14 protein-coding genes are annotated in these 19,473 nt (G+C 69.0%); 7 read left to right on the forward strand and 7 right to left on the reverse strand.

Annotated features, from left to right (window positions below):
- Positions 1-20: 20 nt before the first annotated feature.
- The 6 genes from AC5L38_RS39910 to AC5L38_RS39935 form a co-directional block, all read right to left on the reverse strand.
- A complete protein-coding gene (locus tag AC5L38_RS39910; protein WP_495248003.1) occupies positions 21-3,722 on the reverse strand; it encodes a multifunctional oxoglutarate decarboxylase/oxoglutarate dehydrogenase thiamine pyrophosphate-binding subunit/dihydrolipoyllysine-residue succinyltransferase subunit in 3,702 nt (1,233 codons plus the stop codon).
- Between the two features lie 194 nt (positions 3,723-3,916).
- Entirely contained in the window at positions 3,917-4,582 is a 666-nt protein-coding gene (locus tag AC5L38_RS39915; protein ID WP_495248004.1) for a B3/B4 domain-containing protein, read from the reverse strand.
- Positions 4,583-4,636: 54 nt separating this feature from the next.
- Entirely contained in the window at positions 4,637-4,915 is a 279-nt protein-coding gene (locus AC5L38_RS39920) for a helix-turn-helix domain-containing protein (RefSeq protein WP_495248005.1), read from the reverse strand.
- A gap of 7 nt (positions 4,916-4,922) precedes the next feature.
- Positions 4,923-5,288: a type II toxin-antitoxin system RelE/ParE family toxin gene (locus tag AC5L38_RS39925; RefSeq protein ID WP_495248006.1), complete on the reverse strand. Its 366-nt coding sequence runs from the start codon at positions 5,286-5,288 to the stop codon at positions 4,923-4,925.
- Positions 5,289-5,402: 114 nt separating this feature from the next.
- The gene (locus tag AC5L38_RS39930) at positions 5,403-7,931 is read right to left on the reverse strand and encodes a glycoside hydrolase family 9 protein (protein ID WP_495248017.1); all 2,529 of its coding nucleotides are present in this window, start codon (positions 7,929-7,931) and stop codon (positions 5,403-5,405) included.
- A gap of 224 nt (positions 7,932-8,155) precedes the next feature.
- The gene (locus AC5L38_RS39935; protein WP_495248007.1) at positions 8,156-9,049 is read right to left on the reverse strand and encodes a glutathione S-transferase family protein; all 894 of its coding nucleotides are present in this window, start codon (positions 9,047-9,049) and stop codon (positions 8,156-8,158) included.
- A gap of 305 nt (positions 9,050-9,354) precedes the next feature.
- Here AC5L38_RS39935 and AC5L38_RS39940 point away from each other — a divergent pair, with 305 nt between their 5' ends.
- The 3 genes from AC5L38_RS39940 (at position 9,355) to AC5L38_RS39950 (ending at position 11,281) form a co-directional block, all read left to right on the forward strand.
- A complete protein-coding gene (locus AC5L38_RS39940; protein ID WP_495248008.1) occupies positions 9,355-10,137 on the forward strand; it encodes an ABC transporter ATP-binding protein in 783 nt (260 codons plus the stop codon).
- The gene (locus tag AC5L38_RS39945) at positions 10,134-10,655 is read left to right on the forward strand and encodes an NADPH-dependent FMN reductase (RefSeq protein WP_495248009.1); all 522 of its coding nucleotides are present in this window, start codon (positions 10,134-10,136) and stop codon (positions 10,653-10,655) included. The genes AC5L38_RS39940 and AC5L38_RS39945 overlap by 4 nt, the downstream gene beginning before the upstream one ends.
- A 119-nt stretch (positions 10,656-10,774) precedes the next feature.
- Positions 10,775-11,281: a flavin reductase family protein gene (locus AC5L38_RS39950; protein WP_495248010.1), complete on the forward strand. Its 507-nt coding sequence runs from the start codon at positions 10,775-10,777 to the stop codon at positions 11,279-11,281.
- 397 nt (positions 11,282-11,678) lie between these two features.
- Here AC5L38_RS39950 and AC5L38_RS39955 read toward each other — a convergent pair whose 3' ends face one another.
- Entirely contained in the window at positions 11,679-12,737 is a 1,059-nt protein-coding gene (locus tag AC5L38_RS39955) for an NAD(P)H-dependent amine dehydrogenase family protein (protein ID WP_495248011.1), read from the reverse strand.
- Between the two features lie 327 nt (positions 12,738-13,064).
- Here AC5L38_RS39955 and AC5L38_RS39960 point away from each other — a divergent pair, with 327 nt between their 5' ends.
- From AC5L38_RS39960 to AC5L38_RS39975, 4 genes are all read left to right on the forward strand, one after another.
- Positions 13,065-13,961 carry an SDR family oxidoreductase gene (locus tag AC5L38_RS39960; protein ID WP_495248012.1) on the forward strand — a complete coding sequence of 299 codons (897 nt, stop codon included), beginning with the start codon at positions 13,065-13,067 and terminating at the stop codon, positions 13,959-13,961.
- 481 nt (positions 13,962-14,442) lie between these two features.
- On the forward strand, positions 14,443-17,967 hold the full coding sequence (locus AC5L38_RS39965; protein ID WP_495248013.1) for a ThuA domain-containing protein: 3,525 nt from the start codon (positions 14,443-14,445) through the stop codon (positions 17,965-17,967).
- A 131-nt stretch (positions 17,968-18,098) separates the two neighbouring features.
- Positions 18,099-19,280, forward strand: coding sequence for an ROK family protein (locus tag AC5L38_RS39970; protein ID WP_495248014.1), 1,182 nt, complete (start codon positions 18,099-18,101; stop codon positions 19,278-19,280).
- Positions 19,277-19,473 (forward strand): ATP-binding cassette domain-containing protein (locus AC5L38_RS39975; RefSeq protein ID WP_495248015.1); only part of this gene is annotated, 197 nt, incomplete at its 3' end. The genes AC5L38_RS39970 and AC5L38_RS39975, both read left to right, overlap by 4 nt.

Consider the following 19,473-nt stretch of genomic DNA (forward strand, 5'->3'; position numbering starts at 1 on the left):
ACCGGCCGGGGGCCGGTCGCCTAGTCGAAGATCTCGCCCAGCATCCGCTGCAGCTCCACCTCGTGGGTGGAGTGCGAGCCGGTCGCCGGGGAGGAGTTGGCCTTGCGGGAGACCCGCCTGATCGAACGCCCCCCGAAGACCCCCGGGTTCTCGGCCAGCTTGAGCGCGAGGAACGGCCACGGACCCATGTTGAGCGGCTCGTCCTGCGCCCACACCAGCTCGATGTCGGGGGCGTAGCGGCTCAGCTCCGCCTCCAGCGGGTCGGCGGGGAACGGGTAGAGGCGCTCGAGGCGGACGACCGCCACGTCGTTGCGGCCCTGCTTGTCGCGGGCCGCCGCCAGGTCGTAGTAGAGCTTGCCGGAGACCAGCACGACCTTGCGGACGCCGGCCGGGGGAGCCGTGATGTCGCCCAGCACCGGCCGGAACGACCCCGACGTGAAGTCGCTGACCGCCGAGATCGCCGCCTTGTGCCGCAGCAGCGACTTGGGCGTGAACACCACCAGCGGGCGGTGCCGGTTCGAGAGCGTCTGCCAGCGCAGCAGGTGGAAGTAGTTGGCTGGGACCGTGGGCTGCGCCACGGTCATGTTGTCCTGGGCGCACATCTGCAGGAAGCGCTCGATGCGGGCCGAGGAGTGGTCGGGCCCCTGTCCCTCGTAGCCGTGCGGCAGCAGCAGGGTGACGCCGGAGCGCTGGCCCCACTTCTGCTCGCCCGAGGTGAGGTACTCGTCGATGATCGACTGGGCGCCGTTGACGAAGTCGCCGAACTGCGCCTCCCAGGCGACCAGCGCCTCGGGCCGCTCCACGCTGTAGCCGTACTCGAAGCCGAGCGCGGCGTACTCGCTCAGCAGGGAGTCGTAGACGTAGAACTTCGTGGTGCCCTCGTTGAACGTCTTGAGCGGGGTGTGCTCCTCGCCCGTGACGCGGTCGACCAGCACGGCGTGCCGCTGGGTGAACGTGCCGCGCCGCGAGTCCTGGCCGACGAGGCGGACCGGGTGGCCGTCGATCAGCAGCGACCCGAAGGCGAGGGTCTCGCCCATGCCCCAGTCGATGTGGTCCTCGGCGACCATCTGCCCGCGGCGCTGCAGCACCGGCAGCAGACGCGGGTGGACGGTGAAGCCCTCGGGCATGTTGAGCTGGGTCTCCACGATCCGCTTGACGGTCTCCTCGGAGATGGCCGTCTTGACGTCCTCGTGCGACCAGGGGACGTTCTCCATGTCGACCGGGCGGGAGAACTCGCCCGTCGGGTCCTTGGCCGCCGCGCGGGTCTCGGCGAAGGCGTTCTCCAGCTTGGCCTGGTAGTCGCGGAGCGCGCCCTCGGCCTCCTCCACCGTGATGTCGCCCCGGCCGATCAGCGCCTCGGTGTAGAGCTTGCGGGTGGAGCGCTTGGCGTCGATCAGGTCGTACATCAGCGGCTGGGTGAAGCCCGGGTTGTCGGCCTCGTTGTGCCCCCGGCGCCGGTAGCAGATGAGGTCGATCACCACGTCCTTGCGGAACGCCTGGCGGTACTCGAACGCGAGCCTGCCGACCCGGACCACGGCCTCGGGGTCGTCGCCGTTGACGTGGAAGATCGGGGCCTGGATCATCCGGGCCACGTCGGTGGCGTACACGCTGGAGCGCGAGCTGGCCGGGCTGGTGGTGAAGCCGACCTGGTTGTTGACCACGATGTGCACGGTGCCGCCGGTGCGGTAGCCCCGCAGCTGTGACAGGTTGAGCGTCTCGGCCACCACGCCCTGGCCCGCGAAGGCCGCGTCGCCGTGGACGAGCACCGGCAGGACGGTGAAGCCCTCCTCGCCGCGCTCCAGGAGGTCCTGCTTGGCGCGGACCACACCCTCCAGGACCGGGTCGACCGTCTCCAGGTGGGAGGGGTTGGCCACGACCGAGGTCTTGAGCTTGGAGCCGTCGGGCGAGACGAAGTCGCCGCTGGCGCCCAGGTGGTACTTCACGTCGCCGGAGCCGTGGGCGCTGCGCGGGTCGATGTTGCCCTCGAACTCGCCGAAGATCTGCCCGTACGACTTGCCGACGATGTTGGCCAGCACGTTGAGGCGCCCGCGGTGGGCCATGCCGACCACGGCCTCGTCGAGCCGCTCCTCGGCCGCGGAGCTGAGCACCGAGTCGAGCAGCGGGATCAGCGACTCGCCGCCCTCCAGCGAGAAGCGCTTCTGCCCGACGAACTTCGTCTGCAGGAACGTCTCGAACGCCTCGGCGGTGTTCAGCCGCTCCAGGACGCGCAGCTGCTCCTCGCGGTCGGGCTTGGCGTGCGGCCGTTCGATGCGCGCCTGGATCCAGGCCCGCTCCTCGGGGTTCTGCATGTGCATGTACTCGACGCCGATGGTGCGGCAGTAGGAGTCGCGCAGCACGCCGAGGATGTCGCGCAGCTTCATCAGGGGCCGGCCGCCGAAGCCGCCGGTGGCGAACTCGCGCTCCAGGTCCCACAGGGTGAGGCCGTGCGACTTGATGTCGAGGTCGGGGTGCTTGCGCTGCTTGTACTCCAGCGGGTCGGTGTCGGCCATGAGGTGGCCGCGGACCCGGAAGGCGTGGATCAGCTCGATGACGCGGGCCGACTTCGCCACGTCGTCGTCGTGGGTGGTGGAGATGTCCTGGACCCAGCGGATCGGCTCGTACGGGATCCGGAGGGCCTCGAAGATCTCGTCGTAGAAGCCGTCCTCGCCGAGCAGCAGCCGGTGGACCTGCCGCAGGAAGTCACCCGACTGGGCGCCCTGGATGATGCGGTGGTCGTACGTGCTGGTGACCGTCATCACCTTGCTCACCGCGAGGCGGGAGAGCGTGTCGGGGGAGGCCCCCTGGTACTCGGCGGGGTACTCCATCGCGCCGACACCGATGATCGTGCCCTGTCCCGGCATCAGGCGCGGCACCGAGTGCACGGTGCCGATGGTGCCCGGGTTGGTCAGCGAGATCGTGGTGCCGCTGAAGTCGTCGACCCCCAGCTTGCCCGCCCTGGCCTTGCGCACGACCTCTTCGTACGCGACCCAGAACTGGCGGAAGTCCATCCCCTCGGTCGCCTTGATCGACGGGACCAGGAGCTGGCGGGTGCCGTCGCTCTTGGCGACGTCGATGGCCAGGCCCAGGTTGACGTGCTCGGGCTTGACCAGCACCGGCTTGCCGTCGACCTCGGCGTAGGAGTAATTCATCTCCGGCAGGACCTTGAGGGCCTTGATCACCGCGTAGCCGATGAGGTGCGTGAACGACACCTTGCCGCCGCGACCGCGCGACAGGTGGTTGTTGATCACGATCCGGTTGTCGATGAGCAGCTTCGCCGGGACCGCGCGCACGCTGGTCGCCGTCGGCACGACGAGGCTGGCCTCCATGTTGGCCGCTGTCCTGGCGGCGGCGCCGCGTAGTCGGACTTCCTCGGCACCGGCGGCGGCGGGCAACTGCGTCTCCTGCTTGGGTTGGGCCGCAGGGGCGGGCTCGGCCGCCTTCGGCGCTGGGGTCGTCGCCGCGGGGGCCGGGGTGGCCTGAGCCGCAGCCGGGGGGGCCGAGGGCGCAGCGGGTGCCGGTGGAGCGGGCGCGGCGGCAGCCGCCCCCGGGGGCGCGGCGGCACGGCCGGACCCCGAATCAGGGCTGTAGTCAGCAAAGAAGTTCCACCAGGCCCGGTCGACCGACTCGGGGTCCTGGAGGTACTTCTGGTACAGCTCGTCGACAAGCCATTCGTTCTGACCAAAGGCTGCCAGCGGGTTTGTCCGCGACGACTCAGACGACACGGCGGAAATCGCCCTCTTCCGCAGATCGGCGTTGATGATAGAGAACCTGTCCAAGGCTACTCGCCTCGGCTCGGACCTGCGCCAGTCTGACCGCAGCTTCCTTGCCGATCCTCCCAGTATGGGCTAAAACGGGCAGCCACCGGGTAACTGTTTACTCGCTCGGGCGCTGGTCAGCCCGATCCGGGGGGGCGGGTTCAGCCCGGCCAGATCAGTCGAGACTCCACCCGTATCCCCGGGGTGACATCTTCGAGCAGCCCGATCAGCTCGTCCCCGGCCGCGCGCAGCTCCTCCGAGGACAGGGGCGCGAGTCGCTCCAGCAGGAACAGCGCGTCCGTCGTCTCCTCGGTGATCCGGGTGCGGACGCACTGCCGCCAGTTCCAGCGGCGGCAGGTGACGCCCCTGTCGTCGCGCCAGACGACCTCGCCGGCCTCCGGGTGGTCGATCGCGGGCTCGCCCTTCTCGACGACCTCGAACGGCTCGTCGCCGCTCGCGCGCACCAGCCTGGCCGTCCCCTCGTAGCGGGTCAGGTCCTCGCCGCCGATCGGCAGGCCGTGCCTGATGCTGATCGCGTTGTAGGCGTCGACCACCTGATTGATCTCCGGCGGCGGCATCCGCCTGACCAGCGCGTCCACCGACGGCCTGGTCCGCTGCGGCTTCGCGCCGAACCCCCGGTAGGCCTCCCGCCACGCCTCGATCCTCGGGTCGTCGACGCTCACGGCCTTCTCCGCGGCCTCCGCCAGCCAGGCCCGCGACCTGTCGTCCGTGGGCCCGTTGCGCAGCCCGTACACCCCCATCACGAGCACCCCGAAGTCCGGCCTGAGCGCGCTGACGGCGGGATCCACCCGAATTTCCTCGATCACGGCCCCAGTTTAGGGCGCTCGCGGCCCCTGTCCCCGGTGTCTCCGGGAGTGGCGTCAGGCGGCCGCGTGAGGGGTGAAGGTGACGTTCAGGTCGGCGTCCAGCGCTTTCGCCAGGCGCCGGAGCAGTGCCAGAGTCGGGGTGACCCCTCCCGTCTCCAGGCGGGACACCTGCGGCTGGGTCATCCCGGCCCGCTCGGCCAGCTCGGCCTGTGAAAGGCCGAGTTCCGTGCGGCGGTTGTAGACCTGCTGTCCCAGGAGCAGCGCCTCGCGGGCTTCCTGGTAGGCGTCGGCCCGGCGCTCGGCGCCTGTCCGCTCCCACGTGTTGTGAGCCATGCCCCACTCAGTCCTTCCAGACGCGGTCGTAGACCTCCGAGGCGACCACATGAAGATTCTCACATTCGACCTGTGCCCGACGAGCGCGTTCAACCTGACCGGTCTCCTTGCGGCGTGTCTTGGTGAAGACGGTGAGAAGGACGATCCGCCGGCCGGGAGCGAGCCAGTAGGTGATCCTGACCTGACGGCGCGTGAGCGAGAGGCGCAATTCCCGCACTTTGCCCCAAAGGTGCTTGGAGTACGGCTCGTCGAGCGTCTCGGCCTGCTCGGAGAGGAGGTCGGCCAGAGCTTCGACCTTCACGTAGTCGCGCTCGGACAGCGACTCAAGCCAAGATCGGATCTCGGGTTCGATCTCGATGACATATAGCCTCACGGAGCGTGAGGCTATATGTCATCGACTACATAATCCGCGATACGGGGAGATCGATAACCGCAGGTCATCGACATAAGCGCCCGATCATGGACATACGAGGTCGCGAAGCGCCGATCAGCCGCAGAGGCCGCCGTTGAGGAGGAAGCGTTCCGGTTTGGGGTTGGGGCCGGGGGCGGTGGCGCCGACGAAGCCGAAGGTGACCGAGCGGCCGGGCTTGATGATCTTGTTCCAGGCGACGTGTTCGGCCGTCACGGTCGCGCCGTCCTGGGTGAGGGCGGTGTTCCAGTGCCGCCGTACGGTCTGGCCGCCCAGGAAGGACCAGCTGAGGGTCCAGCCGTCGATGGCCTTGGTCCCGGTGTTGGTGACGGTGACCTGGGTGTTGAACCCGTCGGCCCACTGGTTGTGGTTGGTGTAGGTGACCTTGCACGGGCCGGGGGCGGCGGGGGTGGCGAGGTAGGAGGAGATCCAGGCGAGCGGGGAGTTCCAGTTGATCGTCAGCTCGTTGGTGGCCCACGACTCGATGTCGTCGATGTAGCAGAACTGGGGCTTGCAGCCCCGGAGCTTGGCCTGGGCCACCGGGTCCTGGATCGCGGAGTTCGGGCCTCCGGCCAGGGTGCCGCGCGGCGGGTTGGGCAGGGCGGGGTCGAGCTGGTGGGCGTACCAGCGGCTGTGCTGGTTCTTGGAGGCGACCTCGCCGTAGCCGGTCACGTACGACTGGTTGAGGGCGTTGCGCCCGAAGAGGTAGTCGAGCCCCTCCAGCACCCCGTCGTGATACTTCGCCTCGCCGCTCAGGTCGTGGGCGACGGCCATCACGACCATGTTGTTGAGCACCAGGTTGTTGGAGCCCCAGTCGTAGTCCGGCGGGTTGTACGGAACGCCGTACGGGTGGGCCTTCTGGACGGCGAGATACTTGTCCGCGCCCTCCAGGACCGACTGACGCACCCGCGCCCGGTCGGGGAGCGCGCTGGGCACGGAGGCCAGCTGCAGGCGGCCGAGCTGGGCGGTGTTGCCCCAGTCGAAGCCGCGCTCGCGCCAGATGTCGCCGGTGTGGTGCGGCGAGGCGAGCACGTACTCCCTGAACTCCTGCTCGCCGGTGGCGAGGTAGAGCTCGGCGGCGGCCCAGTAGAACTCGTCGGTCACGTTGTCGTCGTTGTAGGCGCCGCCGCCCACCCCGTCGGCCGGGTCCGCGTACCGCGCGGGGTTGGCCTTCGCCGCGGCCCACGCCTTCCTGGCCGCCGCGAGGTTGCGCGCGGCGAACGCGGCGTCGTACGGGGCGAAGAGGCGGGCCGCCTGGGCCGCGGTGGCGGCCAGGTTGAGGGTGGCCGCGGTGGAGACCGGGTGCAGCTCACGTGGCTGGGGGTCCAGGTGGGGCAGGAGGGGCAGGCCGGTCCACGCGGCGTCGTGGATCTTGTGGTGGGCCATTCCCGCGTACGGCTTGCCCTCGGGGACCTGCATGCTGAGCAGGAACTCCTGCTCCCAGCGGGCCTCGTCGAGGATGTCGGGCACCCCGTTGCCGCTCTCGGGGATGTCGAGGTCGCCGTCCTTGTGGACGCCGTCGGCCTTGGCGCGCTCGAAGGCCGACATCAGCTGGTGGACGGAGATGCCGCCGTTGACGACGTACTTGCCGTGGTCGCCCGCGTCGTACCAGCCGCCCTTGACGTTCAGCGTGTAGTCGCAGACGCCCGGCTGGCAGGGCACCGCGACGTCACCCCGGTTGGGGGCGACCCCGACGTGCCCGGCGGGCCTTCCGTAGCCGGGGCGGAGGGTGTCGAGGATCTCTATGCCGCTGCGCTGGGTGTAGTAGAACTTCAGCGCGTCGGTCTTGAGCTCGCCGTAGACGTCGGCGCCGATGTCGAAGGGACGGCTGGTCTCGCCGTCGGCCTCCAGCGTGTAGCCGGTGCCGGGCGCGGTGACCGTGCCGAAGTCGATCGAGTGCACGTTCTGGCCGGAGCTGCCGTCGACGCCACGCGGGACGGTGTCCCCCTCGGCGACGATCTCCCCGCCACGCTTGAGTTTCCAGCCGAGCGGTTCCGTCCCCTCGGTGACGAGGGTCGCGTTCTTCGGCCCCGAGGGCAGGTAGCCGACCATGTTCACCCGGACGCGGGGCCCGGTGTCCGGCACGTAGACGTCGGGCTCGGCCCCGCCCTTCAGGGAGACGTTGTCCACGCAGAACCTCCACGGGGTGGCGCTGCCCCCGAGCTGGAACGCCACCTGCGCGCCCGGCAGGTCCACGGGAGAGGTGAAGGTGTAGCGGTAGTCGTTACCGGACACGCTCAGCTCGGGATTGGCCGACAGGTACTGCGTGTAGGGGTCCACCGGGAGCTGGACGAGGGCCTTGGCCACCCGGCCCGGCGTCGCGATCCCGAAGAAGGAGAACTCGTACGTCTCGTCCTTGACCAGGGGGATGTCGTTCTGGCCGACGATGACGTCCCAGGGGTTGGCGGTGCCGCCGGGGACGTCGGCGCACAGACGGCCGTCCTCGACCTCCAGCGCGGTGTTGCCGGTGCTCCACCAGGGGGCGGTGCCGGTGTCGAAGGTGCCGTTGACGATCTGTTCGGGGCCGTCCGCGGAGGCGGGCAGCGGGGTCAGGGTCACCAGGGCGGCGGCCGTGGCGAGGGCGAGCCAGGCGGGTGGTCGTCTGATCACGGGCGGGATCCTTTGGGCGGGGGGAGGTGCCAGGCCGCGGGAACTAGGGTCCGAGGACCCCGGTCGGAGGGGCCCAAGTGGGAGCGCTCCCACGACCTGGTGGCCCGATGTTTCCAGCGCGTTTCGCCCACCGTCAACCGGCCCCCGTGCCGGACCGCTCGCCGACCGGGCGAATGACCGATTTGCCCGATGAAACTTTCACGCCTCCCGGGGGAGTCGCCTCAGGGGGCGGTCCAGTCGATCTCCGGTCCCCGGGGCACGATCCCGCTCGGGTTGACGTTCGTCTGCGTCACGAAGTAGTGCCGCTTGATCTGGTCGAAGTCGGTCGTGTCGCGGAACGCGGGGAGGGCGTACAGCCGGCGGGCGTAGGCCCACAGGACCGGGTGGTCGGTCAGCCGCCGCACCGCGCACTTGAAGTGCGAGTTGTAGACGGCGTCGAACCTGGCGAGCGTCGGGTAGAGCCGCACGTCGCTCTCGGTGAGCGCGTCGCCGTGCAGGTGACGGCGGGTCGACAGCCGCTCCTCCAGCAGGTCGAGCGTGGCGAACACGTCGGTGACCGCCTCGTCGTACGCCTCCTGCGAGCGGGCGAACCCGGCCCGGTAGACGCCGTTGTTGAGGCCGCGGAAGATCACCTCGTTGAGCGCGTCGATCTCCCCGCGCAACGCCTCCGGGTAGAGGTCGGGGGCGCCCTCGGCGTGCCAGGGCGCGAAGGCCGTCTCCAGGGTGAGGGTGATCTGCGGGTAGTCGTTGGTGACCATGCGCCCGGCGGTGACGTCCCAGACGCAGGGCACCGTGTAGCGGCCCTCGTAGCCGGGGTCGGTCGCCAGATAGAGCTCGGAGAGATACTCCACCCCGGTCACCGGGTCGCCCCCGGGGATCCGCCAGCCCTTCTCGTCCCTGATCGGGTCGACGATCGTCACGCCGACCACCTCGCGCAGGCCCAGCAGCTCGCGGACGATGAGGGAGCGGTGCGCCCACGGGCAGGCGTAGGAGGCGTAGATCTGGTAGCGGCCGGGCTCCGGCGGGTGCTCGCCGCCGGCCTCGATCCGCGTCGTGAACCGGTTCGGCTGCCTCTCGAAACGGCCGCCGCCGGAGATCTCCTTTTCCAGCTTCATGCTCCGACGGTACGGGACCTCCGGCCGGGAGAGGATGCCCGGCCTCCGAGGTATTTCATGTACAACCAGTAGGAAATATTGACTTACCGCGGAGCGGTGCGTAGTTTCTCCTGTATGGGCATCTATCTGACTCGGTGCGCGCACGTCGACCTCTGCCGCGTGTTCAGCGCACAGTGTCCGTGATCACGAATCCATCCGCCGTCCCTCACGACATCCCACAGGACGCATCTCGTGATCACCATCAGACATGTCCCCGCCCCCGTCAACTCCGCCACTCCCGCCCGCGCCCTCTTGGGAGGTGCCCGGTGAGGCTCAGCATCCAGGGGGTCGGCAAGGAGTTCACCGCCCGCGACACCCACCGCTCCTTCGCCGCCCTCGACGACGTCAACCTCGACGTACGGGAGGGAGAGCTGCTCACCCTGGTCGGGCCGAGCGGCTGCGGCAAGTCCACCCTCCTCGACCTGATCGCCGGGCCGGCCGCGCCGACCACCGGCCGGATCCTGCTGGACGGCGTCCCCCTCGACGGCCCCGGCCTCGAACGGGGGGTCGTCCTGCAGCAGTACGCCCTGTTCCCCTGGCGCACGGCGCTGTCCAACATCGAGTTCTCGCTGGAGGGCAGGGCCGCCACCAGGCGGGAGCGCGCAGACCTGGCCAGGGAGTATCTGGACCTGGTGGGGCTGGGCGAGTTCGGCGACCGCTATCCCCACGAACTCGCCCTCGGCATGCCCCAGCGCGTGGCCATCGCCAGGAGCCTGGCCGCCGATCCGGCCCTGCTGCTGCTCGACGAGCCGTTCGCCGCGCTGGACGCCGGAACCCGGGAGTCGCTCCAGGAGGAACTGGTGCGGATCTGGGAGAAGACCGGCACGACGCTCCTGTTCACCACCCGGAGCATCGACGAGGCCGTCTACCTCGGCCGGAGGGTCGCGGTCATGACGTCCCGGCCCGGCCGGATCGGGGGGACCGTCGAGGTGGATCTCGGCTCTCGCGAGGGCGATCCGAGGGGCGGTTCCCGCTTCGGGGAGTACCGCCACGAGGTGTGGAAGCTTCTCCGTTCCGGCGTCGACCAGAAAGCACCGGTGGCCTCATGAGCATCGTGACCGTGGTGGGAAACCCGCGACCCGGATCGCGCACCCACGGGGTGGCCGTACGGGCGGCGGAGGCCGTCGCCCGGCGGATCGGGGAGGGGGAGGCTCCCGAGGTCGTCGACCTGGCGGCCCTGGCCCCGCTGCTGTTCGCCCCCGAGACGGCACCGGAGGTGAGGGCCGCGCTGGAACTGGTGGCCGGAGCCGACGTGCTGGTGGTGGCGAGCCCGACCTACAAGGCCACCTACACCGGCCTGCTCAAGGTGTTCCTCGACCGGTTGCCGGGTGGCGCGCTCGCCTCGGCCGTCGCGCTCCCGCTCCTGGTGATGGGAGACGCCAAGCACTCGCTGGCGGTGGAGGTCCATTTCCGCCCGCTGCTGGTGGAGCTGGGGGCGACCGTCCCCACCCCGGGCCTCGCGCTGCTGGAATCGCAGATTCCCGATCTCGACGCCGTTCTCGGCCCCTGGGCCGACCGGGTCGGTCCTCAGGTGATCGCGGCACTCGGGAAAAAGGCTCCGGCGTGACGCCGGGAAGAGATAGTGACCCCAATGGGTTTTGAGTAGTGTCCTTTGTTCCTTAAAGGGGAAAAAGTGACCAAGTGGATCATCTCGACAGTAACCCACATAGTCCTAAGCGAGGCGGCATGACCGAGACACTGTCCGGCAGGGCGGTCGACGCGGAGCGTTTCCGGCAGGCACTGGCCGTCCACGCGGCCGGAGTCGTCGTCGTCACCGCCCAGGTCGAGGGCATTCCGGTCGGCATCACGGCAACCTCGTTCTCGTCCGTCAGCCTCAGCCCCCCGCTGGTCTCCTTCTACGTGGACCAGTCCTCGACCACCTGGCCCTGGCTCAGGCAGGCGGACCACTTCGCGGTGAACGTGCTGGCCAGCGACCAGGCCGAGGTGGCCTCGCGCTTCGCCAGGAAGGGCGTCGACCGTTTCGCCTCCCCCACCTCCTGGACCCCCGGGCACCTGGGCGTCCCGCTGCTGGACGGCGTCTCGGCCCACCTGATCTGCGCCCCCCACTCCACCGTCGACATCGGCGACCACGTCCTGGTCGTCGGCCTCGTGACCGAGACCAGCCTCGAACCGGGCGGTCGCCCTCTCCTCTACCACCAGGGCCGCTTCGGGCGTTTCACCCCGCACACCTGATCCCCACACGTCTGATCCCTGTACGCCTGATCCCTGTACACCCGATCCTGTACGCCTGATCCCTGTACACCCGGTCCCTCCCGCCGCCTCTCGGTCCCGAGGAGAACTCTCCGGCCGATCTCGCGGGGAACGTCCGCGCCGGAGCGTTCCTCACGGGTGTCGCGGGTGCCGCGGCCGGTGCGGGGGGCGGGGCGTCGCGCGCGATCGGCATATCGGCGCACTTATAAAAAGCCATCAAATCCGCTTATTTGATGAAAATGTCAAATGCCGCAATTTATTGCTGATGGCGTCACATGGACCACCTGTCGTAAGCAGGCTCGTCGCCCGGCCCGCCCTGGGGGCGGGCCGGGGAAACGTCCGCGCGAGGGGTGCCTCGGAGGGGGGCCGAGGAGGATCCTCAGGCGAGGCGGACGGTGCCCCGGCCGGTGGCCAGGGGGAGATCCAGCGCGGTGCGGATGCCCGGCGGGGCGGCGCACAGGGCGGCGACCGAGTTCACGGCGTGGGCGGCGGCACCGGCCAGGCCGTGGGAGATCTCACCCACGGTGAGCATCAGCTGGGGCACTCCCTCGATGTGGACGCTGAAGCCGGGATCGGCCCAGCGCCGCACCCGGGTGGCGTCGGCCTTGTAGACGCACTCCACGGTCATGAAGGGACGACCGCGGACCAGCCCGCTGAACATCCAGCGGGACGCGCACACGGTGCCCTCCCTGACCAGCCCGGCGGTGATCTCGAACTCCTCGGTCGCGAGCTCGAACTCGTCGCTCTCCTCGACCTCGTCGAGCGCCACGCCGAGGTTGTCGGCCACGAACTGGACGCTCTCGGCGAACAGCGAGCGCTGGAAGGCGCGGAAGGGACGCACGGCGGCGACGTAGTCCTTGGCCGAACGCGTGAAGCCGAACAGATCCACCACGATCTGCCGGGACGGATGCCCCCGGAAGTCGGACGACTCCCGGACGTAGATGTGGTCGACGCGGCTGGACAGGCCGGTCAGCGTGAGCGGCAGGATGTCGCTCATGAAACCGGGGTTGACGCCGGTGCCGTGCAGGGACGACCCTCCCGTGCGGCAGGCGGCCTCCAGGCGCTCCACCACTCCCGCGCCGTAGCACTTGGGGTACACGAACCCGGTGGTGGTGATGACGTTCTTTCCGGCGGCGAGCAGCGCGCAGATGGTCTCCACGTCACTCGGATGCTCCCCGCCGAAGTAGGACGCCGGCAGCGGCATGTGCAGCACGCAGTCGGCCTCCAGGGCGAGGATCTCCTCGACATCGTCGGTGCAGGCGACACCGGCCTCAGGGAGCCCCACCAGGGTCCCCGCGTCCTGTCCCACCTTGTCCGGGTCGTAGACCAGAACCCCGGCCAATTCGAACTCCGGCCGGGTTATCACGCTGCGCAGGGAGTATCTGCCGACGGCGCCCGTGGCCCACTGGACCACGCGCAGGGGCGGCGATAAGGACATATAGGGCCTCCAGCCCAAAAATATTGGGCGGGGCCGTACTGGAAAAAGGAGGGGTGTCGTCGTTGACCCTCGCCCGTGTGGGGCAAAAACTTTAGCAGAAATTAACACGCGTGCTTACTATGCGCAATGATCCCCCGCCTTTTCGGTAACCGCTCCGCGCCTTTTCTCCGGGGTGCCGCGAAGGTCCCGCCGGCGGCTCGCCGCGGTGCGGCGGGCGCCGTCCCTAAGGTCTCGCAGGTGGTGTCCCGAGGATGCCCATGGCATCACGAGGGTCGGTCGAGCTATTGTTCAGACGACTAGAATTATGTTCTCGTGGGAGGGTTGCGGATGTCAGAGCTGCGGTTTGACGGCAGGGTCGCGGTCATCACCGGCGCCGGGCACGGACTCGGCCGCTCGCACGCGCTGTCGCTCGCCGAGCGCGGCGCCAAGGTGGTGGTCAACGACCTGGGCGGGGCACTGGACGGCACCGGCGCGTCCGCGGGCCCGGCCGCCGAGGTGGTCGAGCTGATCAGGAAGAACGGTGGCGAGGCGATCGCCAACACCGACAACGTCGCGACCCCCGAGGGCGCCCAGGCGATCGTGGGAGCCGCGATCGACACCTACGGGCGACTGGACATCGTCGTCAACAACGCCGGGATCCTGCGGGACAAGTCCTTCGGCAAGATCAGCGTCGAGGAGTTCGACCAGGTCCTCGCCGTCCACGTCCGCGGGTCGTTCCTGGTCAGCCGGGCGGCGTTCCCGCACCTCAAGGAGCGGGGGTACGGCCGGATCATCAACACCTCCTCGCCCGCCGGGCTGTTCGGCAACTTCGGCCAGGCCAACTACTCCACCGCCAAGATGGGCCTGGTGGGCCTCACCAAGACGCTCGGCATCGAGGGCGCCAGAGCCGGGATCAAGGCCAACGCGATCGCGCCGATCGCCTGGACCCGGATGACCGAGGAACTCCTGCCCGCCGAGTTCGAGGCGAAGTTCACCGCGGAGCGGGTCAGCGCCCTGGTGACCTTCCTGGCGCACGAGGCCTGCGAGACCAGCGGCGAGGTCTTCAGCGTCGGCGGCGGCCGGATCGCCCGGGTGTTCGTGGCCGAGGGGCCCGGCTGGCGGCAGGACGACCACACGGTGGAGGACATCCGGGACAACTGGGAGGCGATTCTCGCCGAGCAGCCGTACCTGACCCCGACCACCCTCGGCCAGCAGGCGACCGCCTCGATGAAGGCCATGCTCTGACGGTCGGACGTTCGAGGGCGCTCTCGTTCCGAGGGCGCCCTTTTCGCTGCCCGAAAGTTTCGTTGTCTGAAAGGTTCACGATGACTTCCGGCAATTGTGGAACGGTCCGGACGGTGTGCCGAGGTTATGGAAATCAGATGAATTGCCCGGTAGAGCGGGCGAAGGGGGCCACGGGGGCGGGGGCTGCTTTCGCAGCGCGGGTGGGATGTTCTGCTTGACACAAGCAACCTTTTGCTTGACGGTCGACAGAACTCGTCCTTACCATCCTGAAATAAGGAGGAAATAAGCCAGAAAACAGCAGATTTCTAGATTTGCGCCACTCTCCCAGTGTCGCAACCTGTCCGTCCACCCGCACCCTCTCCCTCGTACTCCTCCGGATCACAACCGGCTCGTCCGCTCTCCCTCCGGCATCACAACCGGTCCGCCCGCCCAGGCCGCCCGGTCCGTTTCGCATGCCCTTCTTATCCCCCCAGGAGATTCCATGCGCCGCAAGCTAACCGCCTTGACGGTTCCGATCCTGCTCCTGTTATCCGTGCTCACCGGCCTGCCGACGGCCTCGGCGAACGCCGGAGCCGCGAAGGCGGCCGCCTTCCGGGTGCTGCTGTTCACCGAGACCGCCGACTACGTGCACGGCTCGATCGCGTCGGGCGTCACGATGGTCCAGCAGCTCGCCGCGGCCAACGACTTCGAGGTCGTCCAGTCCGCGAACTCCTCGGTGTTCAACGACTCGAACCTGGCCGGCTTCGACGCGATCATCATGCTGCAGAACTCCGGCATGGTCTGGGACAACGACGCCCAGCGTCAGGCCACCCAGAAGTTCGTCAACGACGGCGGCGGGATCGTGGCGATCCACAACACCACCGACATGAACATCGAGAACCAGTTCCCCTGGTGGGACCAGCTCATCCAGGGCGGCGCGCACATGACCGCGCACTCCAGCATCCTGCAGGGCACCGCCAAGGTCCTGGACAAGAAGCACCCCTCCACCGTGGGCCTGCCCGACCGCTGGGTCCGTACCGAGGAGTGGTACAACTTCAGCAAGAACATGCGCGGCGACGTCCACGTCCTGGTCGCCGCCGACGAGAGCACCTACGACGCCGGCGGCAGCAAGATGGGCCCCGACCACCCGATCTCCTGGTGCCGCAACGCCGAGGGCGGGCGCGTGTGGGCGACCGCGATGGGCCACGAGAGCGGCTCCTACAGCGAGACCTACTTCCGCCAGCACGTGCTCGGCGGCGTCAAGTGGGCGGCCGGCAACGCCGCGGGCGACTGCGGCGGCACCGTGTGGAACCGGTACCAGAAGGTGACGCTCGACGGCGCGCCCGACCAGCCGATGGGCCTGGACATCGCCGCCAACGGCGACGTCTACTACATCGCCCGCTCCGGCAAGCTCATGCTGGTCCGTAAGAGCAACGGCCAGATCGTGAACACCGGCTCGCTGAGCGTCTACACCGGCGGCGAGGACGGGCTGATCGGCATCGCCCTGGACCCGGGCTTCGCGACCAACCGCTGGGTCTACCTCAACTACTCGCCGACCGGTTCCTCGGCGATCAACCAGGTCTCCCGGTTCACCCTGAACAGTGCCGGTGACAGCCTGGACCTGTCCAGCGAGAAGAAGCTTCTCGCCATCCCGGCCACCAGGACCGACGAGCCGGGGCACACCGGCGGGTATCTCACCTTCGGGCCCGGCGGGAACCTCTACATCGGCGTCGGCGACGACATCAACCCCTTCGCCTCCGACGGGTACACGCCGATCGACGAGCGTTCGGGCCGCGCCAACTTCGACGCGCAGAAGACCAGCGCCAACACCAACGACCTGCGCGGCAAGATCCTGCGGATCCACCCCGAGACCAACGGCACCTACACGATCCCCTCGGGCAACATGTTCGCGCAGGGCACCGCGCAGACCCGCCCGGAGATCTACGCGATGGGCTTCCGCAACCCGTTCAGGTTCTCGGTGGACTCCGAGACCGGCTGGATCTCGATGGCCGACTACGGCCCCGACGCGGGATCGGCCAACGCCAACCGCGGGCCCGAGGGCACCGTCGAGTGGAACCTGATCAAGTCGCCCGGCTTCTACGGCTGGCCGTACTGCGTCGGCAACAACATCCCGTTCAACGACTACAACTTCGCCACCTCCACCTCGGGGTCGAAGTTCAACTGCTCGGCGCCGGTGAACAACTCGCCCAACAACACGGGCCTGACGAACCTGCCCGCGGTCAAGTCCGCCACCGTCTGGTACAACTACCACCTCGTCAACGAGTGGCCGGAAATGGGCAACGGCGGCGGCGCGGCCCCGATGGGCGGGCCGTTCTACCACTACGACGCGGCCAACCCCTCGGACACGAAGTTCCCCGCGTACTTCGACGACACCCCGTTCTTCTACGAGTGGAGCCGCAACTACCTGATGGAGATGCGGCTGGACGGCAGCGGCAACGTCCTGAAGACCAACCGCTTCCTGTCCAACCTCGGGTTCAGGTCGCCGCTGGACATGAAGTTCGGCCCCGACGGCGCGATGTACCTGATCGAGTGGGGCGTCGGCTACGGCGGCACCAACCCCGACGACGGCGTCTACCGCATCGACTACATCAACGGCTCGCGCTCCCCGATCGCCAAGGCGAGCGGGACGCCCACCTCGGGCCAATCCCCGCTCACCGTCCAGTTCTCCTCGGCCGGCTCCGCCGACCCCGACGGCGACGCGTTCACCTACGCGTGGGACTTCACCAGCAACGGCTCGACCGACTCCACCGCGGCGAACCCCTCGTTCACCTACACCTCCAACGGCAACTACACCGCCAGGCTCACGATCACCGACTCGTCGGGCAAGAGCGGCTCGGCGACGGTGCCCATCACGGTCGGCAACACCGCGCCGGTCGTGAGGTTCGGCTCGCCGCCCGACGGCACGACGATCAACTTCGGCGACTCGGTCCCGTACACGGTGACCGTCACCGACCCCGAGGACGGCACGATCGACTGTTCCAAGGTCACGGTGGTGACGGCGCTCGGCCACGACACCCACAGCCATGACACGGGCCAGTTCACCGGCTGCTCGGGAACGGTCGTGACCACGAACTCCGGGCACGACGCCGACGCCAACACCTTCTACGTCCTCACCGCGACCTACGTCGACAAGGGAGGCCTGTCCAACACCGCCAACCTGATCCTGCAGCCCCGCCAGAAGCAGGCGGAGTACTTCACCGGCTCCTCCGGGGTCCGGATCATCGAGCAGTCCGGCGCGCAGGCCGGCAAGCGCGTCGGCGACATCTCCAGCAACGACTGGATCTCCTTCTCGCCGATGAGCGTCCAGGGCGTCGCGTCGGTGTCCTACCGGCTGTCCTCGCCGTCGGGCGGCGGCACCATCGAGCTGCGGGCCGACTCGCCCACCGGGCAGCTGCTGTCCACCACGACCGTGCCGAGCACCGGAGGCTGGGACAACTACCAGCAGACGGCCGCCACGTCCGTGTCGTCGCTGTCGGGCAGCCACCCGCTGTTCCTGGTGTTCAAGCCCTCCGCGGCCAACCAGTTCGACCTCGACTCCTTCACCCTGAACACGACAGGAGGGTCGACCGGGCCGGTGGCGGGCGGCGTCTACACGCTGGTCGCCGCGCACAGCTCCAAGGCGGCCGACGTCGAGGGCCAGTCCACGGCCGACGGCGCCAGGGTGGTCCAGTGGACGGCCGGCACCGGCACGAACCAGCAGTGGAGGTTCGGCGCCGGGTCCAACGGCGCCTTCACCCTCACCGGGGTTCAGAGCGGCAAGTGCCTGGACGTGAACGGCGCCTCCACCGCCTCGGGGGCGCTGATCATCCAGTGGACCTGTCACACCGCCGCCAACCAGCAGTGGAGGTTCACCGCCAACTCCAACGGCACCTACAGGATCGCCTCGGCCGCCAGCAGCCTCTGCCTTGAGGTGCCCGGCGCCTCGACGGCCAACGGCACGCAGCTCACCCAGGCCACCTGCGGGAGCGGCACGAACCAGCAGTGGCGGCTCACCCGAGTGAGCTGACCGGAGCGGGTCAAGTTCGCCGACTTTTGTCGATCGTGACAAAAGTCGGCGAACTGTTAGGTAAAAGTGATTCACAAACCCGCCTAAAGAGGGTTAGCTTCTGCACACCTGCTCGGAACAGGGAGGGTGTAGTGAAGCGGACCGTCGTTCGGCCGGAGAACGCGTACCAGGCTGCGCTCCTCCGGCTGCTGCGTGAGAGAGCGCGGTCACGCGCCGAGCTCGGCGACGTGACCGCGCTTTCGCGTTCCCGGCTCAACCTGGAGCTCGACCGGCTCATCGAGCTGCGCCTGGCCGAGCAGGCGGGGCTGGCGGCCTCGCGCGGCGGGCGCAGGTCCGGCCTGGTACGGCTCTCCGGAGATCTCCGCTTCGCCGGGATCGACATCGGCGCCACCTCCATCGACGTGGTCGTCACCAACGGCGAGCTGGAGATCCTCGGCCACCTGAGCCAGCGGTGCGACGTGCGCGAGGGCCCGGTGGCCGTGCTCGACCAGGCGATGGAGATGATCGCCAAGCTGGGCGAGCAGGGCCTGTTCACCGAGCTGCACGGCGCGGGGGTCGGCGTTCCGGGCCCGGTCAGCTTCCGCGAGGGGGTGCCGGTCGCGCCCCCGATAATGCCCGGCTGGGACCGCTACCCCGTCAGGGAGGCGGTCGGCCAGGCCCTCGGCTGCCCGGCCGTGGTCGACAACGACGTCAACATCATGGCTCTCGGCGAGCTCCACTCGGGGCTGGCCAGGCAGGTGGACGACTTCCTGCTCGTCAAGATCGGCACCGGCATCGGCTGCGGCATCGTGGTGGACGGCAAGATCTACCGGGGTGTCTCCGGCAGCGCGGGCGACATCGGCCACATCCGCGTCGACGACCAGGGCCCCGTCTGCGCCTGCGGCAACGTCGGCTGCCTGGAGGCCTACTTCGGCGGGACCGCCCTCGCCAGGGAGGCCACGGCCATCGCCGGGCGCTCGGCCTACCTGAGCCGGCGCCTCGACCAGACGGGCACCCTCACCGCCGAGGACGTCTCCTCCGCCGCCGAGATGGGCGACGCCGAGGCGGTACGGCTCATCCGCGACGGCGGGCGCAGGGTCGGCACGGTGCTGGCCGGGCTCGTCAGCTTCTTCAACCCCGGCCTCGTGATCGTCGCGGGAGGGGTGGCCCAGCTGGGCCACGTCCTGCTGGCGGAGATCAGAAGCGTCGTCTACCGCCGGTCGCTGCCCCTGGCGACCGGCAACCTGCCCATCGTGCTCTCGGAGCTCGGACCCGACGCCGGAGTGGTCGGCGCGGCCAGGCTCGGCAGCGACCACGTCCTCTCGGCCCCATGATGAACCAGCGAGGCCCCATGTCAGAAGCCATCCCCCTGCTCCTCATGCGCGGGATCGTCAAGCAGTTCCCCGGCGTGCGCGCCCTCGACGGCGTCGACCTGGAAGTGCTGCCCGGAGAGGTGCACTGCCTGCTCGGCCAGAACGGTGCCGGGAAGTCCACTTTGATCAAGACTTTGGCGGGCGCTCACCAGCC

This window comes from Streptosporangium nanhuense, assembly GCF_059358815.1.

Coding starts and splice junctions, on each gene's coding strand:
- AC5L38_RS39920 (WP_495248005.1), bottom strand. CDS start 4,915: ATGGCTCACAACACGTGGGAGCGGACAGGCGCCGAGCGCCGGGCCGAC.
- AC5L38_RS39935 (WP_495248007.1), bottom strand. CDS start 9,049: ATGAAGCTGGAAAAGGAGATCTCCGGCGGCGGCCGTTTCGAGAGGCAG.
- AC5L38_RS39955 (WP_495248011.1), bottom strand. CDS start 12,737: ATGTCCTTATCGCCGCCCCTGCGCGTGGTCCAGTGGGCCACGGGCGCC.
- AC5L38_RS39945 (WP_495248009.1), top strand. CDS start 10,134: ATGAGCATCGTGACCGTGGTGGGAAACCCGCGACCCGGATCGCGCACC.
- AC5L38_RS39960 (WP_495248012.1), top strand. CDS start 13,065: ATGTCAGAGCTGCGGTTTGACGGCAGGGTCGCGGTCATCACCGGCGCC.
- AC5L38_RS39965 (WP_495248013.1), top strand. CDS start 14,443: ATGCGCCGCAAGCTAACCGCCTTGACGGTTCCGATCCTGCTCCTGTTA.
- AC5L38_RS39950 (WP_495248010.1), top strand. CDS start 10,775: ATGACCGAGACACTGTCCGGCAGGGCGGTCGACGCGGAGCGTTTCCGG.